A 21,687-nucleotide genomic window follows, 5' to 3' on the forward strand; every position below is an offset into this window, starting at 1 on the left:
TTAAAGGTTTTTCTTTTTGAGTTCGGAAATTGCGTGATTCACTGCCCGTGCAGTGAGAGCCATATAAGTTAAAGATGGGTTAACACATGAAGATGATGTCATACAGGCGCCATCCGTTACGAATACGTTTTTTGCTGCATGGATTTGATTTGTTCCATTCAATACGGAGGTCCTTGGATCCCTGCCCATTCGGGCTGTCCCCATTTCGTGAATTCCATATCCAGGTTCGTGCTCATTGTCAAATCCCACAATATCTTTCACCCCTGCTTTCTCCAGCATTTCCACTGCATCGGTCTTAATCTGCTTGTTAATTGCCTTTTCATTTTCTTTGAACTCACAATCTATAGCTAATATAGGCTGGCCCCATTTATCGACATTCTCTTTATCTAGCGTAACCTTATTCTCATGATAAGGCAAGCATTCTGCGAATCCTGTAATGAAGAATTCCCATGGGCCGGGTTTCATCAATCCATCTTTAAAATCAGCACCAAATTGTTCCTGGTTGGCCCCTGTGCTCCAATTACCACGGCCACCTCCGCCCTGATAACCAAAGCCTCGTACAAATTTATCTGTTTTAGTTTTTTCATCAATGTTCACATAGCGCGGAATATAAATTCCGTTCGGTCTCCTGCCTTTATAATATTTGTCTTCATAGCCTTCTACCCTGCCCATGGCACCCACCCTATAGGTATGATCCATTAAGTTGTGACCCAATTCACCACTGTCATTTCCAAGACCATTTTCAAAACGACTGGAAGTGGAATTAAATAAGATCTGTGTAGTACTCAAGGCAGAGGCGTTACAGAAAATAATTTTTGCATAAAACTCTATATGTTCATTGGTCTCAGCATCTATAATTCTGACCCCGGTAGCTTTGCCCTTTTGATCATCATAAATAATGGAATTAACAATGGAGTAAGGCCTGATAGTAAGATTACCGGTTGCATTAGCCGCCGGAAGGGTTACAGCATTACTACTAAAATATGCACCATATGGGCATCCTCTGTCACATCTGTTTCTAAACTGGCATTGACCACGACCATTCAAAGGTTCTGTAAGATGAGCTGCCCGGCCAATAGTCATAACGCGTCCGGGAAATTCTTTTTCTATTCTGCCTTTTATATCTTTTTCGACGCAATTGAGTTCCATGGGAGGCAGAAAATGGCTATCAGGTAATTGTGGCAAACCAAGTGCCTGACCACTAATCCCTGCAAACTTTTCAACATAGGTATACCATGATTCTATATCCTTGTACCGTAAGGGCCAGTCAACTCCATGACCATCTTTGGCATTGGCTTCAAAATCGAGATCACTCCACCTATAACACTGCTTGCCCCAGAGTAACGAACGACCACCCATCTGATGTCCGCGAAGCCATAGAAATGGCTTGACTTCGGTATAAGGATTCTCCTCGTCATTTGCATAAAAGTGCTCATTATTTGCGCCGACAAAACCTGCCCGTGCGCCTATCGCATGTTTTTTAAGATCGTCTGGTCCAAGGGCTCCACGCAATTCCAGATCCCAGGGGTCCTTGTTCATAGTGGGGTAGTCTACCACGTGCTCAACAATTCTTCCCCGTTCTAATACCAAAGTTTTTAAACCGCCTTCACAAAGCTCTTTAGCGGCCCAGCCTCCGCTGATCCCTGATCCTATAACTATGGCGTCATAGGTCATATTCTTTTTTGCATCTATATTATAGTTGGCCATAAAATTAGTACAGTTTTCAACGTTTGAATTTAATCAAATTTAAACAATGTAGCTACTGCCGATACATCAAAAATATTCTTGAGTCTGTTTCATTGGTATAATATTTCCATTTTTTTAGATTAACTCAAATATACCATGAAGAAAAAATGATAAACCTGTATCAAAGATTTATTAACTTCGGTATTTTTAAAACAGTAACGTCAGAAACAGACAAACAAGTAATCTTTTAAAACTCAAAAACATGAAAAATATGAACCCTATCTCAAACCGAATTAAATTTCTTGCTCCCATCTTTGTTTTTGCATTACTAATTCAAAGTTGCAATGAGGCACCCAAGGAAGCCGAAAAAGAACAAATAGTTGAAGTTGAAAAGCCCGAGTATTTTCTGCTCAGGCCTGAAACGGAAAAAGCATATGGATATTCCCATGCTGTGAAAATCGGGAATGACATTAAAATTTCCGGTGCTGTAAGCATGGACGATGCCGGCAATCCAACTGCAGTAGGAGATTTTGAGCAGCAAATGAAAAATTGTTATTCGGATCTGGACAAAATACTAAAGCATTATGGGTGCACTTTTGATGATGTTGTTGTTGAGAATATTTTTACAACCAATATGCCATTATTTCTAGAGCTTGCAGCCTATCGCAACACCATTTACACCAAGCAATTTCCTACAGGTTCCTGGCTAGGCGTTAAGGAATTAGCATTACCTGAGTTTATGATAGAAATTGAATTGGAAGTACATAAAACCGAATAGCTATTTCCGGAGAGTAAACTAAGAGAAATCATTTCAGAGAAAATAAGTCCTCATTGGAGAATCGAAACAAGCTTAGATGAATTTAAATCAAATTACAGTGCCATCCGTGGATTTGACAAAGTCCATTCCTTTCTATGAAAAGATGGGATTAAAACTAATCGTTAAGGCCTTACCACATTACGCAAGATTTGAATGTCCTGACGGGGATGGCACTTTTTCCATACACCAAACCGAGAAACCACCTTCCGGAGATGGTATATATGTTTATTTTGAATGTGAAGATCTGGATGAATACGTAAGTAAGTTATTTTCCAAAGGAATCGAATTCGATGAATTACCTAATGATAAACCCTGGTTATGGAGGGAAGCAAGATTAAAAGATCCCGATGGTAATCAATTAATACTGTATTATGGCGGGGTGAACAGGAGGAATCCGCCCTGGAAAATTTAAAAAATTATTTGAGATTAGTAATTACGAGCTAATTGTTAATTAGTTTAGTGGTTATTTGTTGAAATGCGTTTAAAATTATTCCTGTATCAACGGCATAAGCGATGTATTGAACCCCTATTTTCTCCCACTTTTTTGCGTCCTCTACGGTTTCCACAAAAGTACCAACTACCTTACCACTTTTTCTGGCCAGTACAACGGCTTCTTCCATGCGTTTTATAACTTTTTCATGCTGTACCTGCCCGGGAACACCACAAGATTGAGACAAGTCATAGGGTCCTAAAAAAATAACATCTATACCATCATAGGTGAGAATAGTCGGTAAATTCTCCAGACCTGCAACACCTTCGATATGTATAATAGTTAATATACTTTCATTAGATCTGCCAAAATGTTCAGATTTATCAATGGCTGTATAATCTCCAGCCCTTACGTATCGGCACATCCCACGTTCTCCCTTAGGATGAAACATAGCAGATTTCACTACTTTCCCTGCATCCTCGGCTGTAGAGATCTGAGGAACCTGAATACATTTTGCTCCAATATCCAATACGCGCAGAATAGATGTTTCACTATTTTCTGGTACCCTAACCACCGCTGTGATGCCTCTGGCTTCTGCCGCTCTTACCATCTGCTGAACGGTTTCTATACTATAAGGTCCATGTTCCATATCTATAATCACAAAATCAAAGCCTGCCAATGCCGCTAATTCAACGATAGTTGGATCCAGCATTTTACAGAAGGGCCCAAACACAGTTTTGCCTTCTTCTAATGCCTTTTTCAAAATATTAATTTTCATGGGTTTTATTTGGTTTAATATTCTATTGCTTTCTCCCGGTTTAAATGAGCACTAAATCTCAGTTTGCAATTAAGCATCTGGATTATAAAGTAAAGGGAAAAATTTACCTTGCATTTTGCTTCCTTTGGGAATTATTGGAACCCCTGTCAAGAGTTCATCATCCGTATTGCTCACGGTACCATCTGCAAATACATTAATCACAAATGCCCGCCTGCTCATTTCAGAATTGTTTTCATAAGAGCCATGAACCAGTAAAGGATGATGAAAAGTCCCATATCCCTTTTTCATTTCTATGGCAACTGGTTTAAATTCCTTTTTTTGTGCTTCAGTGAGATATTTCATTAATCCGTTCATATCACCTGCTAGTGCCGGTGCATCAAGCAATCCCCATTTATGACTTTTAGGGATATAGTGCAAACACCCATTTTCGGTTGTTGCGTCGTCCAGGCCTGTCCAGCAGGTTAAATGCTGCATGGCTACTGTGCGCGTCCAATACGAGTAGTCCTGGTGCCAGGCTACTACCCCGCCGTGTTTAGCCGGTTTATAAAATAATTGATCATGCCAGAATCTGACCGGCTTATTTTCCAATAACTGATGTGCAGCCATGAGGAATGCCGGGTTCCAAAGAATATCATGAAACCCATTGGTAATACGCCATTGTCCCAAAGAATGAAATAAAATAGAATCGGAATCCTCTGATTCATTGCTATGAAATTCATAGAATAAATGGTGAGCAGGATGTTTGGGATCTATAACCTCGGCCAATTGGTTACGTAAGACTTCAATTTGATCATCTTCCAATAATTTAATTCCCGACAAATACCCATATTCATGAAAATGAGCTACCTGTTCATCACTCAACCTGTATTGATCCCATTCTTCGCGCGTCTTTGGTTGTTTAAAAAGGTCGGATACCAATTTATGATAATCCGCCAAGTCTCTTATTGCTGCCATATCTAAATTTCTTGTGGTTTATGTTTGACTCAAATTCATAGAATTAATTTTAAGTTACAAATAGTTTTAGTTATTTGATAAACTTATTAAAGAACCCCAAACTGTCTTTTATGTGTTTCGCCCAATAGTCCCATTCGTGCCCCCCTTCAAATTCCTCATATTCATGGGCTATTTGGGCCTTATTTAATTGATCGTGCAGAATTCTGTTATGATTAATCAGTAAATCTTCGGACCCACAATCAAATCTCAATTGAGGCAAATGTTCTTTTCTGGCCAGAGCTAACTCTAAAACGGATTCCTCCTGCTTATTAATCTGCTCGTACTCGGTTAGAGATTCCTCTACAAACAAAGACATTTGTTCCATTTCAGTAATTGACGAATGTGCAGATACTGCCTTGAATTTATCCGAATATTTGATTCCTAAACGCAGCGCCCCGAAACCTCCCATAGAAAGCCCTGAAATATATAGATCGGATTTCTCGCTAACGGATGCAACGTTATCAATAACAGCCCTCGTTACATCTTCCACGATCCACTTTTCAAAATCAAAATCGTTGTGCGGCAGATAGCCCGATCCGTCGCCCCAAAGTCCGTCGGAAGGCATGGCTATCACCATAGGCTCTAATTCCTTCTTTTGAATCATATCCCATGCGGTAAGGTGCACACCCCCCTTTTGCGACCACACCCAGGCACTCCCGTATACCCCATGAAGCAGGACAACCAAAGGAATATCCCTAAGGCCTTCTAGTGGAGGTACAAAAAGACAAATATCACCCCTCCCTTTTAAGTTTTTAGTCTTTACCGTAATAAAACTTAGATGATTACTTTCAAAAGCAGGATCTGATTTTTCAATAGTTCTGAACATCTTTAAAATTAATCAAATAGAATAACACCTTTGGCATTTTTTCCAGCCAACATATCATTAAAGGCTTCCTGCAAATGATCCAGGTTGTAGGTTTGCGTTATCATTTCGTCCAGTCTTAATTCACCAGATTCATAATGTTTAATGATTTTTGGAAAATCTAGCTGAGGGTTACATCCGCCATATAATGGGTTTATATAAATTTTATCCCACTCAAATAAATTCATGTCGATAGTAATTTCCTCTTCAATTCCACTTACCTGGACCGCGGTACCCGCATTCCTAACCATTGCCAATGGTGCTGCACCGAGCTCAGGAACTGCAGTGCATTCAAAGGCATAATCTGCTCCCCTGCCTTTGGTCAGTAACTTTACAGCTTCAGCAGCCTTCAATAATCCCTTGTCCTCTCTACTGGCAAGAATAAGGTCTGTTGCACCAAATTCTTTAGCCATAGCCAGTCTTTGTTCATTTATATCTATAGCGATAATCATGGAAGCTTTACACAGTTTTGCTCCCTGAATAACGCTTAAACCAACCCCACCTGTACCTAAAACAACAACGGAACTATTGGATTTTACTTTTGCAGAATTTACAACAGATCCATATCCGGTCATTACCCCACAACTGATTATACTGGCCGATGCAAAAGACATTCTTTCCGCTGTGTTTTTTACGACAGCCGATGCCTTTACAAGAGTATATTCCGATAAAGTCCCAATATTAAAAGAACGCTCAATGGGTTTGCCTTTCCATAAAGTGCCTTCCAAATGGGCATGTCCATCGGTATACCCATTGGCCCCGGCTACAACAGGGGAGTTATTTTCACAAATATGAAGATTCCCTAAATTACACTGGAAACAGTCATTACAGGGAGTAGCCCAATTTAAAATAACAGAGTCCCCCACATGAAGATCTTTAACATCCCTGCCTATTGCTTTAACTACTCCTGCCCCCTCATGGCCCAATATCAGAGGTTTTCCCCAATTTAAGGAATCATAATCCGTGTGGCACAAAGCGGCTGCTTTAATAGCTACCATAACTTCATCTTCTCGTGGTTCATTAACCTCGATATTTTCAATGGTGAAATTTCCATTTCCAATTGCAATGGCCGCTTTACATTTTACTGGCATGATTTAGATGTTGTGCATTACTTTAATATAGGGTTTAAGCCTAAATTTTATACTTAAAAAAATAAATAATAAAAGCCCGGATAAGAAAAATAACCGGTCTCTTCAAAGTTCGCCTAAAGTATTCAATTACAAAAATGTTGAGTTCACCTTAAGTTATATATGGTTTATATAACTTTATAAGGCAATTAAAAATAATTATTTAATTTTTTTGAATTAGTTTAGTAAAGAGCTTTCCTATGGGTGTGTTTCTTTCAAATTTATAAGAGCTATTGATGAAGTATATTGTATGTGAAAAACCTGGTCGGTTTAAACTAAAGGAAAAAAACAAACCTCAAAAAGTAGAAGGACAAGCTATTCTCAGTGTAAAGAAAATTGGGATTTGCGGAACTGATTTACATGCATATACGGGAAACCAGGCATTTTTTACCTACCCCAGGATACTAGGACACGAGCTGGCCGCTGAAGTGATTGAAATAGGAGAAAATAAACAAAATATCAAAGTCGGTGATAAAGTAATTGTAATGCCCTATATCAGTTGTGGACAATGCGTTGCCTGTAGAAATGGAAAAACCAATTGTTGTACTGAACTCAAGGTACTTGGAGTTCATACCGATGGTGGGATGCAAGAGCAGATTTCGGTACCATTAAACTTATTGATCCCTACAAACAAATTAAGTTATGCTGAGATGGCAATTGTGGAACCTCTGGCTATTGGAGCTCATGCGATCAGAAGGGCTCAAGTGCAGGCCAATGAATTCATCATTGTAATGGGTTGCGGCCCAATTGGAATAGGAATAATGAAATTTGCACAGATCTCGGGCGCAAAAGTAATTGCTATGGATATAGATTCCGGAAGATTAAATTACGCCAAAGATAATATGGATATTGATCATATTGTTTTGGCCGGTGAGACAGCCGTGGATATCATAGCAGAAATTACCAACGGTGAGATGGCCACTGCCGTGTTTGATGCCACGGGCAATAAGGAAGCATTAGAGAAAGGCATAGATTATATGGCAAATGGGGGCCGATATATTCTGGTAGGTTTATCTAATGGGAAACTTGAATTTGCACATCCGGCTTTACATGCAAAAGAAACCACAATAATGTGCAGCAGAAATGCTACCTTGGAAGACTTTGAAACTGTAATGGATATTTTAAAAAAAGATAAATTTCCAGTGGATTCTTTCATAACTCATAATGTGAGCTTTGACGAAATGATTCATCACTTCGATAGTTGGTTAGACCCGACAAACGGCGTGATAAAGGCTACAGTTAATTTTTAAGATAATAAAAACGATTTTTTGAATGAAAAAAGTAGTGACTTTTGGGGAAATTATGTTACGTCTGGCACCCCCGGGATTTTTACGGTTTTCCCAAACAAATTCTTTTGATATAATATATGGCGGAGGCGAGTCTAATGTGGCTGTTTCCTTAGCCAATTATGGCATTCCGGTTAGTTTTGTAACACGTTTACCAAAGAATGATATTGGAGAATGCGCTTTGATGGAAATGCGTAAAAGAGGTGTTGGAGTAGATGACATTATTTATGGTGGAGACCGATTAGGAATATATTTTCTTGAAACAGGGGCGGTATCCAGGGGAAGTAAAGTAATTTACGACAGGGCTCATTCGGCCATTGCTGAAATTAAATCGGGGATGATTGATTGGGAAAAGGTTTTTGAAGGTGCAGGATGGTTTCACTGGACAGGTATCACACCAGCCATTTCACAGGGAGCAGCAGATGTATGTCTTGAAGCTGTACAAAAGGCCAGTGAAATGGGAATAACTGTATCCACCGACCTGAATTATAGAGCTAAACTCTGGAAGTATGGTGTTGAGCCCGAGGGAATCATGACCGAACTTACCTCCTATTGTGATATTATTTTAGGAAATGAAGAAGATGCAGAAAAACATTTTGGAATTAAACCCGAAGGTTTGGACATCACTACACAGGGGCATGATGTAAAGGCCGAAGCATTCCTCTCGGTCTGCCAGCAAATGATGGAAAAGTTTCCGCGGGCAAAGAAAGTGATCACAACGCTTAGGGGTTCTCTTTCTGCTTCGCACAATACATGGGCCGGCGTAATGTACGATGGAAAGACTTTGTTTAAATCTCCCCAATATCAAATAACCCACATCGTGGATAGGGTTGGAGGAGGAGATTCTTTTATGGGTGGTTTAATTTATGGATTATTAAAGTACCCCGAAGACGATCAGAATGCATTAAATTTTGCAGTAGCAGCATCCTGTTTAAAACACACGATAAAGGGAGATGCCAATTTGGTAACGGTAGAAGAGGTCCAAAAATTAATGGGCGGTGATGCCTCAGGCAGAGTAGCTAGATAATTATTTAATAATATACGATGGCAAAATATTCAAGATTAGAAGTGGCAATGGCTATGCGAGAAAGTGGGATGATTCCCTTGTTTTTTCATTCAGATGTAGAATTAGGCAAAAAAGTACTAAGAGCCTGCTATGAAGGAGGTGCAAGGTTAATGGAATTTACTTCAAGGGGCGATTTTGCGCATGAAGTGTTTGCCAAACTCAACAAATTTGCACTGGCCGAATTGCCGGGGATGATAATGGGTGTTGGATCAATAACAGATGCCGGGGCAGCCTCTTTATATATGCAATTAGGGGCCAATTTTATTGTCACACCCGTGCTTCGGGAAGACATTGCTCTTGTTTGTAACCGGAGAAAAGTACTTTGGTCTCCCGGTTGCGGTTCTCTTACAGAAATAGCCAGGGCAGAGGAATTGGGCTGTGAAATAGTAAAGCTATTTCCGGGATCTACCTATGGACCGGGTTTTGTAAAAGCAATTAAAGGGCCATCTCCATGGACGGATATTATGCCCACAGGGGGTGTGAGTACAGAAGAATCTAACCTTAGGGGCTGGTTTGAAGCCGGTGTAACATGCGTAGGAATGGGATCTAAATTAATATCTAAGGAAATTCTCGCACAAAAAGATTTTTCGAAGTTGGAGAATGAGGTAAGAAAGACATTAGATATAATTAAATCTGTAAGGGGCTAATTAGCTAAAGGTATGTCCAAAGAATATGTTCAAATAGATGCCAGAGATAATATTATCGTAGCCCTTACAGGCCTTGAAAAAGGAAGAACTGTCGAGGTTAAAGGGGTGAATATTGTTTTAAAGGAAAATATCAGGGCTAAACATAAATTCGCCGGGCAAAATTTTAGTATTGGTGATGAGATTTATATGTATGGCGTTCTGATTGGAAAAGCTATTAAGCCAATTCCTAATGGTAGCGCGATAACCATAGAAAATGTCAAACACGCTTCAGCGGCTTATAATAGCACCAAAAAAAGTTTTAAATGGAATGCCCCGGATATTTCCAAATTTAAGGAGAGAACCTTTATGGGCTATCACAGGGCAGATGATAGCGTTGGGACGGCTAATTATTGGTTAATAATCCCCATGGTTTTTTGTGAAAACCGGAATGTAGATGTAATGGAGGGCGCATTATCCGAAGCTTTAGGTTATATAACCAGAAAGGATTTTGCTGTGGATACCCAGGCCTTGATCAATAAATATAAATCAGGGGCCAATGAAGAAGAACTATTTGCCACATCTATTATTCATACCAAAGATGAACTCTCCAAGAACAGAGTATTCAAGAATGTAGATGGTATAAAATTTCTAAAACATGACGGGGGCTGTGGAGGTATGCGTCAGGATTCTGAAGCTCTTTGCAGACTTTTAGCGGGATATATTACAAATCCGAATGTAGCAGGGGCCACCGTTTTAAGTTTGGGCTGCCAGAATGCAGAAGTTGATATCCTCCAGAAAGCAATTAAGCAAAATGATCCAGGCTTTGCAAAACCTGTTTATTATCTGCGGCAACAAGATAGTGGAAGTGAACGTGAATTTATTGAAGAGGCTGTAAAACGCACCTTTATTGGATTAACAAAGGCAAATAAATTAGAAAGAAAACCATCCCCTTTAAGCAATTTAGTTTTAGGCCTGGAATGTGGTGGCTCCGACGGATTTTCGGGAATTTCAGCCAATCCGGCATTAGGCTATGCTTCAGATCTGTTAGTCGCACTGGGGGGTACAGCAGTACTTTCGGAGTTTCCCGAATTAAATGGCGTGGAACAAGAACTTATTAATAGGTGTAAGACCGATGAAACTGCAAAAAAATTTGCAGCACTTATGGATTCCTATTCCGCGGCAGCCAAAGCCTTGGGCTCAGCTTTCGAAAACAATCCATCACCAGGCAATATTAAGGACGGGCTTATTACCGACGCTATGAAATCTGCCGGAGCAGCGAAAAAAGGAGGAACTTCGCCGGTTGTGGACGCGCTGGATTATACCGAACAAATTACCCGGCATGGACTAAATCTTTTGTGCACTCCCGGAAATGACGTGGAAAGCACAACGGGGCTTGCTGGTTCTGGGTGCAATATGATAGTATTTACAACGGGTCTGGGAACGCCAACAGGAAACCCCATTGCTCCTGTTCTGAAGCTTTCCAGTAATACTCATTTATATGAAAAAATGAAGGATATTGTTGATATTAATGCAGGGACCGTCATAAGTGGGGAAGATAGCATTGAAAGTATGGGAGAAAAAATTCTGGAGTATTTGATTGCCACTGCCAGTGGTGAAATTTTGCCTAAGGCAGTACTCAAAGGACAAAACGATTTTATCCCCTGGAAAAGAGGCATCTCGTTATAAGCTTTTAGCTAACATCAAAGTAATTCATGTAACTTATAAACCTTTGAAAAAACTAAGCAGAAGTATCATTCGCACTAATGCATATCCTGAAAGGATACTACAATTTGGGGAAGGAAATTTTTTGAGGGCATTTGCTGATTGGATGATTCAGGAAATGAATAATAAGGTGGATTTTGATTCTGGAGTAGTGGTTGTACAACCCATAGCCCATGGACTAACCAAAATACTCAGCAATCAGGATGGCTTGTATACCCTGTATTTAAACGGGATTAAAAATGGAAAGGCGATTAGCGAACATCAAATCATAGACTGTATCCAAAGGGCAATTGATCCTTATGAAAATTATTCTGATTATTTGGAAATTGCTGCAAACCCTGATTTAAGATTTGTGATCTCAAATACCACAGAAGCCGGTATTGCTTATCATAAAGATGATCTGTTAGATGATACTCCTCAGAATAGTTATCCTGGAAAATTAACGGCACTTTTATACAGAAGATTTCAAGTTTTTAAAGGTGCTTCAGATAAAGGGCTAATCATATTACCCTGTGAATTAATAGACAGAAATGGGGACAACTTAAAAAAACTCATTCTTCAATATACTAAAGATTGGAAATTAGGCGAAGAATTTGTTAAATGGATCAATGAAGACAATATTTTCTGCAATACTTTGGTCGACAGGATAGTACCCGGATATCCCAAAGACAAGATAGATGTAATCACACGAGAATTAGGTTATGAAGATAATTTAGTAGTTGAGGGCGAACAGTTTCATTTATGGGTCATTGAAGCTCCGAAAGAAGTGAAGCAAGAATTCCCATCTGAAAAATGTGGGTTGAATGTTATTTTCACAGATGATATGGAGCCGTACCGAACCAGAAAGGTGCGGATATTAAATGGAGCCCACACTTCATTAGTTCCGGTGGGATACCTTTATGGAATAGAAAAAGTGCGGGAGTCTGTAGAAAATCCGGTAGTGGGTACATTTTTAAAAAATATCATCTTTGATGAAATATGCCCGACCCTTGATCTTCCTAAAGAAGAATTAATTCAGTTCTCCAATGAGGTTTTGGACAGATTTAGAAACCCATATTTAGAACATGCCCTGATGAGTATTTCACTCAATTCCATTTCCAAATACAAAACAAGGGTTTTGCCCTCGGTCCTTGAATATATCAAAAGAAAAAGAAGCCTTCCCAAATACTTATTATTCTCACTGGCTGCCTTAATTGAATTCTATAAAGGAGATAGAAATGGAGAGCCCATTGAGCTTGCTGATGATCATGAAATAATAGATTTTTTTAAAACCCAATGGCAAAAGGTAGATGGTTCCAAAGAAAGTATAAACAGACTTGTTCATTCAGTTCTGTCCAATCAAAATTTCTGGGGCAAAGATTTGACTAAAATAGAAGGCTTACAAAATGAAGTTATCCAAAATTTGGATTCAATCTTAAAGATAGGAATCAAAAGGGCTGTTTTAAATATAAACCATTTAGATCCGGGGCAAATTAATAACATTCAGGTCTATGAGGATTGAAGACAAAATATTTTTTATAATCTAAAAACAAAAGTGTATGGATTTGGGATTAAAAGACAAGGTGGTTGTCATTTCCGGAGCTGCGGGTTTGAAAGGCAGCATTGGAGAAACCATCTTGCAGAATTTAGTAAATGAAGGCGCCATTCCTGCGGTAATTGACAGGAACGACAGAGGTTCTATATATGTTGATAAAATTCAGAAAAAAGGTATTGATGCTATCTTTTGCAAAACAGATGTTACTGATCCGAAACAAATTCAAAACGCTATCGAAACCATCTCCAAAAAGTATGGAAGGATAGATGTTGTTATTAATAATGTTGGTGTTAATGATGGGGTAGGACTTGATGCTTCTTATGAGGAATTCATGAATTCATTAAAACTAAACATGGTAAGCTTTTTTTTGATAGTCAAACATGCCTTACCGTTATTAAAAGAATCCAAAGGGAATATTCTGAATATCGGATCTAAAGTGGCTCTGACAGGCCAGGGTGGAACATCTGCCTATGCCGCATCTAAAGGTGCTGTTTTAGGACTTACACGCGAATGGGCGGTAGACCTTATCAAATATGGAATCCGCTCAAATGCCATAATAATTGCAGAAAGCTGGACACCTTCATACGACACCTGGATAAAATCTATTAAAAACGGAGACAAAAAACTCAAGTCTATCATAAAAAAAATTCCTTTGGAAAATCGAATGACAACACCACAGGAAATTGCAGATACTTGTTTGTTTACTATTTCTGAAAAATCATCGCATACCACAGGGCAGTTTATTACTGTTGATGGGGGTTATGTTCATCTGGACAGATCATTATTAACACAAGAAAATGACTAATCCAGCCGGGAAATAACTATTATGGCAAACGAAAAGAAAATACCGGTAGTCTCTAAGCAGGTGTTAATCCCTTTTATATTAATAACTTCTTTATTCGCATTATGGGGCTTTGCAAACGACATCACCAATCCCATGGTATCGGCCTTTAAGAAGATTTTGGAATTGAACAATACCCAGGCATCCTGGGTTCAAATGGCTTTCTATGGGGGGTATTTTACCATGGCATTTCCTGCTGCCATGTTTATAAAAAAATACACTTATAAAAAAGGAATTGTCCTGGGGTTGATCCTCTATTCAATTGGGGCATTATTATTTTATCCGGCAGCCGCTTACGAGGAGTTTGGTTTTTTTCTTGCCGCTTTGTACATTCTAACTTTTGGTTTGGCCTTTCTTGAAACCACAGCAAATCCATTTATTTTATCTATGGGTGATGTGAAAACAGCCACCCGCAGATTAAACCTCGCCCAGGCCTTTAATCCTATTGGTGCCTTAACAGGTTTATTTGTAGCACAAACATTTATTTTGGGTTCGCTCCATTCAGATGATCTGGACGCAGAGGGCAATGTTATTTATGACACTCTTTCTGAAACCGCTAAAACAGCAGTACGCACATCTGACTTAATGGTTATTCGCAACCCCTACGTCATTCTTGGATTGTTCGTATTGTTCATGTTACTGCTAATTGTATTGGTAAAAATGCCTGAAAAAAAAGAAGTTATAAATGACTCTGTTGGTAATGCTGTAAAACGTTTGTCTAAGAACACAAAGTTTGTGGAAGGGGTCATAGCACAAATGTTTTATGTAGGGGCACAAATTATGTGCTGGACCTATATTTATCAGTATGCGGAAACCCTGGGAATAGACAACCGAAGTGCCGTGACCTATGCCTACTGGGCATTGATCTTATTTTTAATAGGCCGTTGGATTGGGACCTATTTATTAAAATATATCCCTTCCGGGAAATTACTGATGTATTTCGCATTTGGGGCCATTGCTTTTACCCTCGGAGCAATTTTTATTCCGGGAATGACAGGTTTATATTCCCTTGTTGGCATATCAATGTGCATGTCGGTTATGTTTCCAACCATTTATGGAATCGCTCTGGAAGGAGTTGGTGAAGATGCAAAATTTGGCGCTGCATTTTTAGTAATGGCCATTGTAGGTGGAGCTATTATGCCTGTTCTTCAGGGTGCAATTTTAGACTTTGGAGGTTCAGGATATACCGATATTGAAATTCTAGGTGTGCCAGAAGTAAATTTTTCATTTGTATTACCCCTTATATGCTTTATAGTTGTTGCCATCTATGGTTACAGAACTTTCAGAATACATCCTAATGAAACCCGGATTTGGACCTAAAATCCAACTAGTGTTTTATTGCTTACTAATTTTTTACATGAAAAATTCATGTATAACACTACTTTACTGTATACCTTCAGTTTCTGGTAAAACCAATTTTTTTCTTATATAACTGATATCCAAAGTATCATTCATTTCTTCTTGCAGGATTAATAAATCTTCAAAAAGATCATTAACCTTTGTATGATACTCCTCTAATTCGGAAAGATCATTCATTTCCTCAGGGTCCTGCTCCATGTCAAATAATAAAACCTTCTCCAGCTTTGGATAAACTATAAGTTTAAAACCATCTTTACGTATCATTCTTTGTAAGTCTACATAAGCTCCATATATTGCTTTATAGGAGCTTTTATCCTGATCTCCATTTACCATATCCAAAACGCTGTTAAAATACAGATAAGCTGGTTTCGGAATGCCGGCCAATTCCAAACTTGTTGCCATTGCATCCTGTAAATAAATGTCAGAATGGTTTATTTTACCCCTTGGTATATCTGGTCCCATTATCATAAAAGGTGCTCTTATGCTGTGATCAAATTGACTTTGTTTCCCCAATAACCCATGCCTGCCAATTGCCAACCCATGATCCGCCGTAAAAATGACATAAGTGTTTTGCATTTGTCCGCTTTCTTCCAGTTCATTTATAATGGCCCCTATTTGATCGTCCAGATGAGATATTAGAGCATAATATTCCTGAATGTGTGTTTTTGTAGCATATTCGGTTCGTGGAAATGGGGCCAATGCTTCATCCCTTAAATCCGGGCCATTTCCAATACCATCTTTATAGGGATATTCAGGCAACCAACTTTTAGGAATACTGATATTCTCTAAAGGATACTTATCAAGGTATTCCTGCGGAGCCTGCCTCGGGTCATGTGGTGCATTAAAGGCGAGATACATAAAAAAGGGTTTATCACTGTTTTTAGTGTTCTCAATGAAACCAAGTGCATCATCCTTTAAAACTTCACTCCAGTGTTTTCCGCCTTCCCAATAGCCTCCGTACTTAGGATCCACTGGTGACCAGCTTGAATCTTTCTCACTTAGTGGACGGCTGTAACCAACGGGCATGAATTTAGCAGGCGGTATATTGGTGCCTTTAATTTTTCCTAAATTTTCCATCATTTCATCATTTTTCCATGCATCTCTGGGCATGCCCGGCCTTACATGAACTACATTCTGAAAAACACTATCCGCTTTGGCATCAACATGCCATTTTCCGGTCATATAGGTATCGTATCCTGCATCTTCCATAAGTTTACCCCATGTTTTATCTGTTCCTGTACCCACTATCCATTCCTGCCTAAAGCTATCTGCATTCCATAAACTTCTTCCAGATATCATCATTGCCCGTGATGCCAAGCAAACGGCACCGTTCCAGGCACCCATATTATATGCGTGGCTAAAAGTTGTACCTGCGTTTACTAATCTATCTATGTTAGGAGTTTGTATTTCTTTATTACCTAAAGCATTTATTGCAGAATAGGTTAAATCATCTGCGAAAACAAAAACAATGTTGGGTTGTACATTTTCCTCCTTTTTTTCCTCCACACATGAAGAAAGCAATAGTATTAAGCCCAACAGTATTAAATTTTTCATATAATTTCTATCAATTGGGTTCTATAAGTTTAATGGTTGTATAATACACTGGAATTTCCTTTGCATCAACAGTAATGAATTTACTTTTAAGTTTATAACTGCCTTTCTGGAGTTTACTCTCCAACAATGCATAGGGTTTCCCATCATTTACATCAACTTGCATTTTTCTATTGTCAATCTCAACTATGGCTTTATTAGCCCCTATTGATCGGCTTTCCGGTGCTCCATCAGTATAAAGGGTTGAAGGAATTTTCGACGCAACTCCATTAATAGCCAAATTTGATTCAGCAGGATGACGGCTCAGGCGAAATTGATAGGTCCCGTCTTTAACTACTTTAATACTATAAAAGCCATCAGGATTTAATTCTCCCTTCCTGATTAACACTTGGTTCCATGGAAGATTTTCTTTGGAATGCAGGTCGTGAATGGTAAGTTTTACCGGATTGTGTTCTTGAAAGCCAACTGGTATTTCGGCGTATGCAAAATCCTTTTCCACACTTTGCCACCATTGCTCATAAAAGGCTTGCATTTTTTTAACGATATCCGGGTGTTCTTTTGCCAGATCAATATTCTGTCCGGGGTCATCAACAGTATTATAAAGTTCTTTTCCATCTATTAATCGCCATTGCGTTGACATAACACAACTGTTTCGTCCTTTAACCGGCCATTGGTTGCGCTGTGTATCAACTACTAACATTCTGTCAAGCCCCTGTTTATCACCTTTTAATATTTTGGCAACATTTGTCCCATCCAAAGGATTTTTTGGCTTCCAGCTAATTCCAGACAACTTTGCCAAAGTGGGTAATATATCTACATGAGCAACCAGTTCGTTTATGTCTTTTTTTTGTAGTATTTCCCCATTTGGCCAACTAATAAAAAAAGGAACTTTATGACCCCCATCATAATGACTTCCCTTAATTCCTCTTAAACCCGCATTGTAGCCCAATTCTTTAACTTCATTTTTCAAATGGGCTATCCCTCTGGCTGTGCCATTATCCGTAGTGAAAATCAATATCGTATTTTCAAAAAGTTTATTCTTCTTTAGATAATCAACTAGTCTTCCAAAATTATGGTCAATATTGGAAACCATCCCATAGAATCGTTTTTGTTCTTCACTCAATGGCGCATTCTCATACATTTCTGCGTAAGTCTCGGGCACATTAAATGGACTATGTGCTGCATTCAATGCCAAATACATAAAAAATGGGTCCTGATTATTTCTTTCTTTCAGAAAATCGATAGCCTGATTAAACCACACATCGGTACAGTATCCATTGAATTTCTCAGGCTTTCCATTACGGAAATAAGTATCATCAAAATAATCATTTTTCCAATAATCCGGGGTTTGACCAACACCCCCACCCCCATGGTATATGGCATTTTGAAATCCCCGATCAATAGGACGGTATGGGTAATTATCCCCCAGGTGCCATTTACCAAACATTGCTGTCTCATATTGGTTCTTTTTAAAAACCTCAGCAATGGTCTCTTCGTTCTCAGAGAGGATAGAACATCCGGCAATAGTATGCCAGGCATTATTCCTATTGGCATTTCGGCCTGTTAATAGTCCAGCTCGACTTGGTGCGCAAGTAGTCCCGACATGGAAATTAGTAAGTTCCAGGGATGCTTCTGCAAAAGAATCCAGATTTGGCGTTTTCATTATAGGGTTCCCGTGATAACCCAAATCTCCATAGCCCTGATCATCAGTAAAAACAATAATCACATTTGGTCTGGCTGTTACAGGAATAGCATCTGTTTCATTTCCCTTACAGCAACAGATAAGCAGTGCGAATAAACCTATACAAGCTCTTCTAATCAATCAAATACTGATTTAAAAATTCATAATTTTTTCATCCTATTCTCCCCGGTTGGATCAAGCCCCTTCCCGTTATCTAAATATAATCAATTCAGGATATTCGGAGGTGTTGCGTAATTAATCTGTACAGAATATAATACTATATGCTTTCTTATTGGAACAAGGGGAACAATTCTGATTCCGTTCTGGCATTTTTCATCAATTGGGTCATTTTTATGACTATTTCGGGATGCTCGGAGGAGATATCATTATTTTCCCATTCATCTTCTGCCAGGTTATAAAGCTGAATTTTGGGTTTGGGATTATTTTGCAAATCGTATACTATAGCTTTCCAATCACCCATCCGGATAGCTTGTCGACCTCCTCTTTCACTAAATTCCCAGTAGAGATATTCATGCTTTTTTTGAGCCGTTTGCCCCAATAATTCCGGCAAAAAAGAGATTCCATCAGTTTCCGATTTTAATTGAACCCCGGCAATTTCAGCACACGTTGGCATTATGTCCCAAAATGCCGAAATATGATTTGATGTTGATCCAGCCTTTACTTTATCTGGCCAAACTACAATCATAGGTGTTCGAATACCTCCTTCATAGAGATCCCGCTTAACTCCCCGCAAGCCACCTGCACTATTAAAAAAATCAGGATTTGCGCCACCTTCCTCATGAGGACCATTATCACTGGCGAACATAATAATTGTATTCTTTTTGATTCCAAGCTCTTCCAATTTAGTTATTATTTGTCCAACATATGCATCCAGGCGAGTGACCATGGAAGCAAAAACAGCATAAGGTGAATCCTGAGAACAATATTGTTGTGGTATAATGTTCGGACCATAGTCAGAAGTATAGGGTTCTGTTGGCAAATAAGGTTTTTCTGCAAATTTCCCTTGAAAGTATTGCAAGAGAGAGTCATTAGGTGAAATCAATTCCGCATGAGGCAGTACCAATGGTACATATGCAAAAAATGTTGTGTCTTTATTTTCTTCAATAAACCGCAAGGTGGCTTCCTGAATTTTATCCGGAGCATAGGTAACCGTATTGGTCCAATCATTTCCATTTAAAAATACTTTTGTTTCATTTTGCCATAAATAGGGCGGATAATACCTATGTGCCATTCGCTGGCAATTATAACCATAAAACTCATCAAATCCCTGCTTATTGGGATCTCCCTCATGCCCAATAAACCCCAGGCCCCATTTTCCAAATGCTCCTGTCTTATATCCAGCATTTTTGAGTAATTCGGCAAGAGTTAAAGAAGATGCGGGTAAAGACATTTGCCCCTCAATTTCTTGCTCCTTATTACCCCTAATAGGTGTATGTCCTGTATGTAAGCCGGTCATTAAGCAGGACCGTGAAGGTGCACAAACTGTAGACCCACTATAATGCTGCGTAAACTTCATGCCTTGTCGGGCAAGATTATCCAGGTGGGGTGTTTGAAAGTTTTGCTGTCCATAGCAACTCAAATCACCATAACCTAAATCATCTGCCAGAATATAAATGATATTGGGCTTTAATTCTTTCTTCTGCTTCACTTCCGAGCAGGAAAATACAATTAGTGATCCCAGGAGGAATATTACAGTTTTCTTCATTGGTTACTATCTTAAATTAGCGATTTGAAGATTACTTTTTAACAATTACAAGCTATTGAAAATTCTTGATTAGAAAGTTTCTTATAAAAATTAATTACTATACGCATCAATTGGCCTTCCTTAAATGTTCCAAAAATTGCTCATCTGACATATTACTCCATTTCCCTGCTTTCCAGGAACTTTCATATTCTTCCATAAACTGAGGATTAGTTTTTGGTAACTGTGCATTTACATCTTTTCGCCAGGTGTTTAAATCATTTTGAAGTTCCACCACCTTTTCCGGGTAACTCAATCTCAGATTGTTTTTTTCACCAATATCTTCTTTAAGGTTATAAAGCTCCAGCTCCTTATTTTCAAAAATCTCAATTAGCTTCCAATCGCCTTTGCGTATTGCGCTATAAGGCTTTGCTCCCTCCAAATGATAATGTGGATAATGCCAGTATATTGCGTCCCTATGAATATCAGCCCCCGAAGTTAAAAGAGGTGTGAAATCTATCCCATCTATATTTTCAGTAGATTGCTCTTTTATCTTAATACCTGTTAATCCAAGAATTGTTGGAAAAATATCTGCAGAAATTATGGGAGTATTAGCAACTTGTCCTTCCAAAATATTATTGGGCCAATGAACAATAAATGGTACCCGAACACCTCCTTCATAAACATCTCCTTTTCCTGAACGCAATGGTAAATTTGAAGTAACCTTTTTCCTGTTATTTTCATAATTCCCCCTAAGTCCTCCATTATCACTGGTAAAAATAACAATGGTATTCTCAAGCATACCGCTTTCCTCAAGCTTCTTTAATACTTTACCAACAGCATCATCCATATGTTCCACCATGGCAGCATATACCGGATTTTGATGATTGGCGCTTTGCTTAACCTGTTTTTCGTACTTTTCTATCTTATCCTCTTTCGCCTGCAGGGGGGTATGTACGTTATAAAACCAGAAATTCATGAAAAATGGTGCCTTCCCATGTTTATTCTCTTCAATAAATTCCAAAGCTGCATCTCCCAAGCGTTCGGTAAGGTATTCTCCTTCAGGTCCATCACTTAACCGGGGGTTTAAATAAGGTGGGAAGTAGCCATTTCCTCCATTCCTTTTTTGTGGGGAACCCATTGACCAACCACCAACATTGATGTCAAATCCTTGAAATTCAGGCCAATATTTGTCTTCTTTTCCCAAATGCCATTTCCCTATATGGATCGTTTTGTAACCAGCCTTTTGGAATACCTCAGCCAATGTGGTTTCTTCCTGTGCCATATATTGGGTCCACTCCGGAATTTTCAATTTGGCAAAGGGTTTTTTATGTCCACTTATCCAATCGGTACAATTGATTCGGGCCGGATATTTACCGGTCATTATACTTGCTCTCGATGGTGAACACACCGTACACGTAGCATATGCATCTGTAAATAGCATACCATTTTTGGCAAGCTTATCAACATTTGGTGTCTGATATAAATCGCTCCCATAACTCGACAAATCAGTCCAACCCAGATCATCTACAACAAATAGAACTACATTGGGTTTATCGTCCTTTGCTGAATTACAGCTAACTATAAAAATTAATAAAATCAGGAGTAATGAACGCATCTACTGTC

The 21,687-nt window shown here is 38.9% G+C and carries 18 protein-coding genes; 9 read left to right on the forward strand and 9 right to left on the reverse strand.

The genetic code is table 11. The features are described 5' to 3' along the window. Complete coding sequence (locus tag ABJH90_RS11600) at positions 1–1,707, reverse strand: GMC family oxidoreductase (protein ID WP_348143346.1); 1,707 nt, start codon at positions 1,705–1,707, stop codon at positions 1–3. A 250-nt stretch (positions 1,708–1,957) separates the two neighbouring features. Here ABJH90_RS11600 and ABJH90_RS11605 point away from each other — a divergent pair, with 250 nt between their 5' ends. Continuing rightward, positions 1,958–2,464, forward strand: a complete 507-nt coding sequence (locus ABJH90_RS11605) for a RidA family protein (RefSeq protein WP_348143349.1) — start codon at positions 1,958–1,960, stop codon at positions 2,462–2,464. A 76-nt stretch (positions 2,465–2,540) separates the two neighbouring features. After that, positions 2,541–2,915: a VOC family protein gene (locus ABJH90_RS11610; protein ID WP_348143352.1), complete on the forward strand. Its 375-nt coding sequence runs from the start codon at positions 2,541–2,543 to the stop codon at positions 2,913–2,915. Positions 2,916–2,943: 28 nt separating this feature from the next. Here the strand turns inward: ABJH90_RS11610 and ABJH90_RS11615 are convergent, their stop codons facing one another. From ABJH90_RS11615 to ABJH90_RS11630, 4 genes are all read right to left on the reverse strand, one after another. Beyond that, entirely contained in the window at positions 2,944–3,711 is a 768-nt protein-coding gene (locus ABJH90_RS11615) for an aldolase/citrate lyase family protein (RefSeq protein ID WP_348143355.1), read from the reverse strand. A gap of 69 nt (positions 3,712–3,780) precedes the next feature. Beyond that, positions 3,781–4,665, reverse strand: a complete 885-nt coding sequence (locus ABJH90_RS11620) for a phytanoyl-CoA dioxygenase family protein (RefSeq protein ID WP_348143358.1) — start codon at positions 4,663–4,665, stop codon at positions 3,781–3,783. A 70-nt stretch (positions 4,666–4,735) separates the two neighbouring features. Beyond that, the gene (locus tag ABJH90_RS11625) at positions 4,736–5,530 is read right to left on the reverse strand and encodes an alpha/beta hydrolase-fold protein (protein ID WP_348143361.1); all 795 of its coding nucleotides are present in this window, start codon (positions 5,528–5,530) and stop codon (positions 4,736–4,738) included. Between the two features lie 8 nt (positions 5,531–5,538). Then, positions 5,539–6,657, reverse strand: coding sequence for an alcohol dehydrogenase catalytic domain-containing protein (locus ABJH90_RS11630; protein ID WP_348143364.1), 1,119 nt, complete (start codon positions 6,655–6,657; stop codon positions 5,539–5,541). 272 nt (positions 6,658–6,929) lie between these two features. On the opposite strand from ABJH90_RS11630, the gene ABJH90_RS11635 reads away from it, so the two are divergent. The 7 genes from ABJH90_RS11635 to fucP are packed head-to-tail and all read left to right on the forward strand — an operon-like array spanning position 6,930 to position 15,088. Continuing rightward, entirely contained in the window at positions 6,930–7,943 is a 1,014-nt protein-coding gene (locus ABJH90_RS11635) for a zinc-binding alcohol dehydrogenase family protein (protein ID WP_348143366.1), read from the forward strand. 22 nt (positions 7,944–7,965) lie between these two features. Then, entirely contained in the window at positions 7,966–9,006 is a 1,041-nt protein-coding gene (locus tag ABJH90_RS11640; RefSeq protein ID WP_348143369.1) for a sugar kinase, read from the forward strand. Between the two features lie 17 nt (positions 9,007–9,023). Further along, positions 9,024–9,692, forward strand: coding sequence for a bifunctional 4-hydroxy-2-oxoglutarate aldolase/2-dehydro-3-deoxy-phosphogluconate aldolase (locus tag ABJH90_RS11645; protein WP_348143371.1), 669 nt, complete (start codon positions 9,024–9,026; stop codon positions 9,690–9,692). A gap of 12 nt (positions 9,693–9,704) precedes the next feature. Then, complete coding sequence (locus ABJH90_RS11650; RefSeq protein WP_348143374.1) at positions 9,705–11,357, forward strand: altronate dehydratase family protein; 1,653 nt, start codon at positions 9,705–9,707, stop codon at positions 11,355–11,357. A gap of 43 nt (positions 11,358–11,400) precedes the next feature. Continuing rightward, on the forward strand, positions 11,401–12,894 hold the full coding sequence (locus tag ABJH90_RS11655) for a tagaturonate reductase (RefSeq protein ID WP_348143377.1): 1,494 nt from the start codon (positions 11,401–11,403) through the stop codon (positions 12,892–12,894). 37 nt (positions 12,895–12,931) lie between these two features. Continuing rightward, complete coding sequence (locus ABJH90_RS11660) at positions 12,932–13,732, forward strand: SDR family oxidoreductase (RefSeq protein ID WP_348143380.1); 801 nt, start codon at positions 12,932–12,934, stop codon at positions 13,730–13,732. Positions 13,733–13,753: 21 nt separating this feature from the next. Next, positions 13,754–15,088 (forward strand): L-fucose:H+ symporter permease, encoded by a 1,335-nt coding sequence (fucP, locus tag ABJH90_RS11665; RefSeq protein ID WP_348143383.1) that lies wholly within the window; start codon positions 13,754–13,756, stop codon positions 15,086–15,088. A 63-nt stretch (positions 15,089–15,151) separates the two neighbouring features. Here the strand turns inward: fucP and ABJH90_RS11670 are convergent, their stop codons facing one another. From ABJH90_RS11670 to ABJH90_RS11685, 4 genes are all read right to left on the reverse strand, one after another. Further along, on the reverse strand, positions 15,152–16,681 hold the full coding sequence (locus ABJH90_RS11670) for a sulfatase-like hydrolase/transferase (protein WP_348143386.1): 1,530 nt from the start codon (positions 16,679–16,681) through the stop codon (positions 15,152–15,154). A 10-nt stretch (positions 16,682–16,691) separates the two neighbouring features. After that, positions 16,692–18,500, reverse strand: coding sequence for an arylsulfatase (locus ABJH90_RS11675; RefSeq protein WP_348143389.1), 1,809 nt, complete (start codon positions 18,498–18,500; stop codon positions 16,692–16,694). 148 nt (positions 18,501–18,648) lie between these two features. Next, on the reverse strand, positions 18,649–20,085 hold the full coding sequence (locus ABJH90_RS11680) for an arylsulfatase (protein WP_348143392.1): 1,437 nt from the start codon (positions 20,083–20,085) through the stop codon (positions 18,649–18,651). A 106-nt stretch (positions 20,086–20,191) separates the two neighbouring features. Next, on the reverse strand, positions 20,192–21,679 hold the full coding sequence (locus tag ABJH90_RS11685; RefSeq protein ID WP_348143394.1) for a sulfatase: 1,488 nt from the start codon (positions 21,677–21,679) through the stop codon (positions 20,192–20,194). Between the last annotated feature and the right edge of the window lie 8 nt (positions 21,680–21,687).

The organism is Eudoraea sp. (genome assembly GCF_039969275.1).
GTDB lineage: Bacteria > Bacteroidota > Bacteroidia > Flavobacteriales > Flavobacteriaceae > Eudoraea.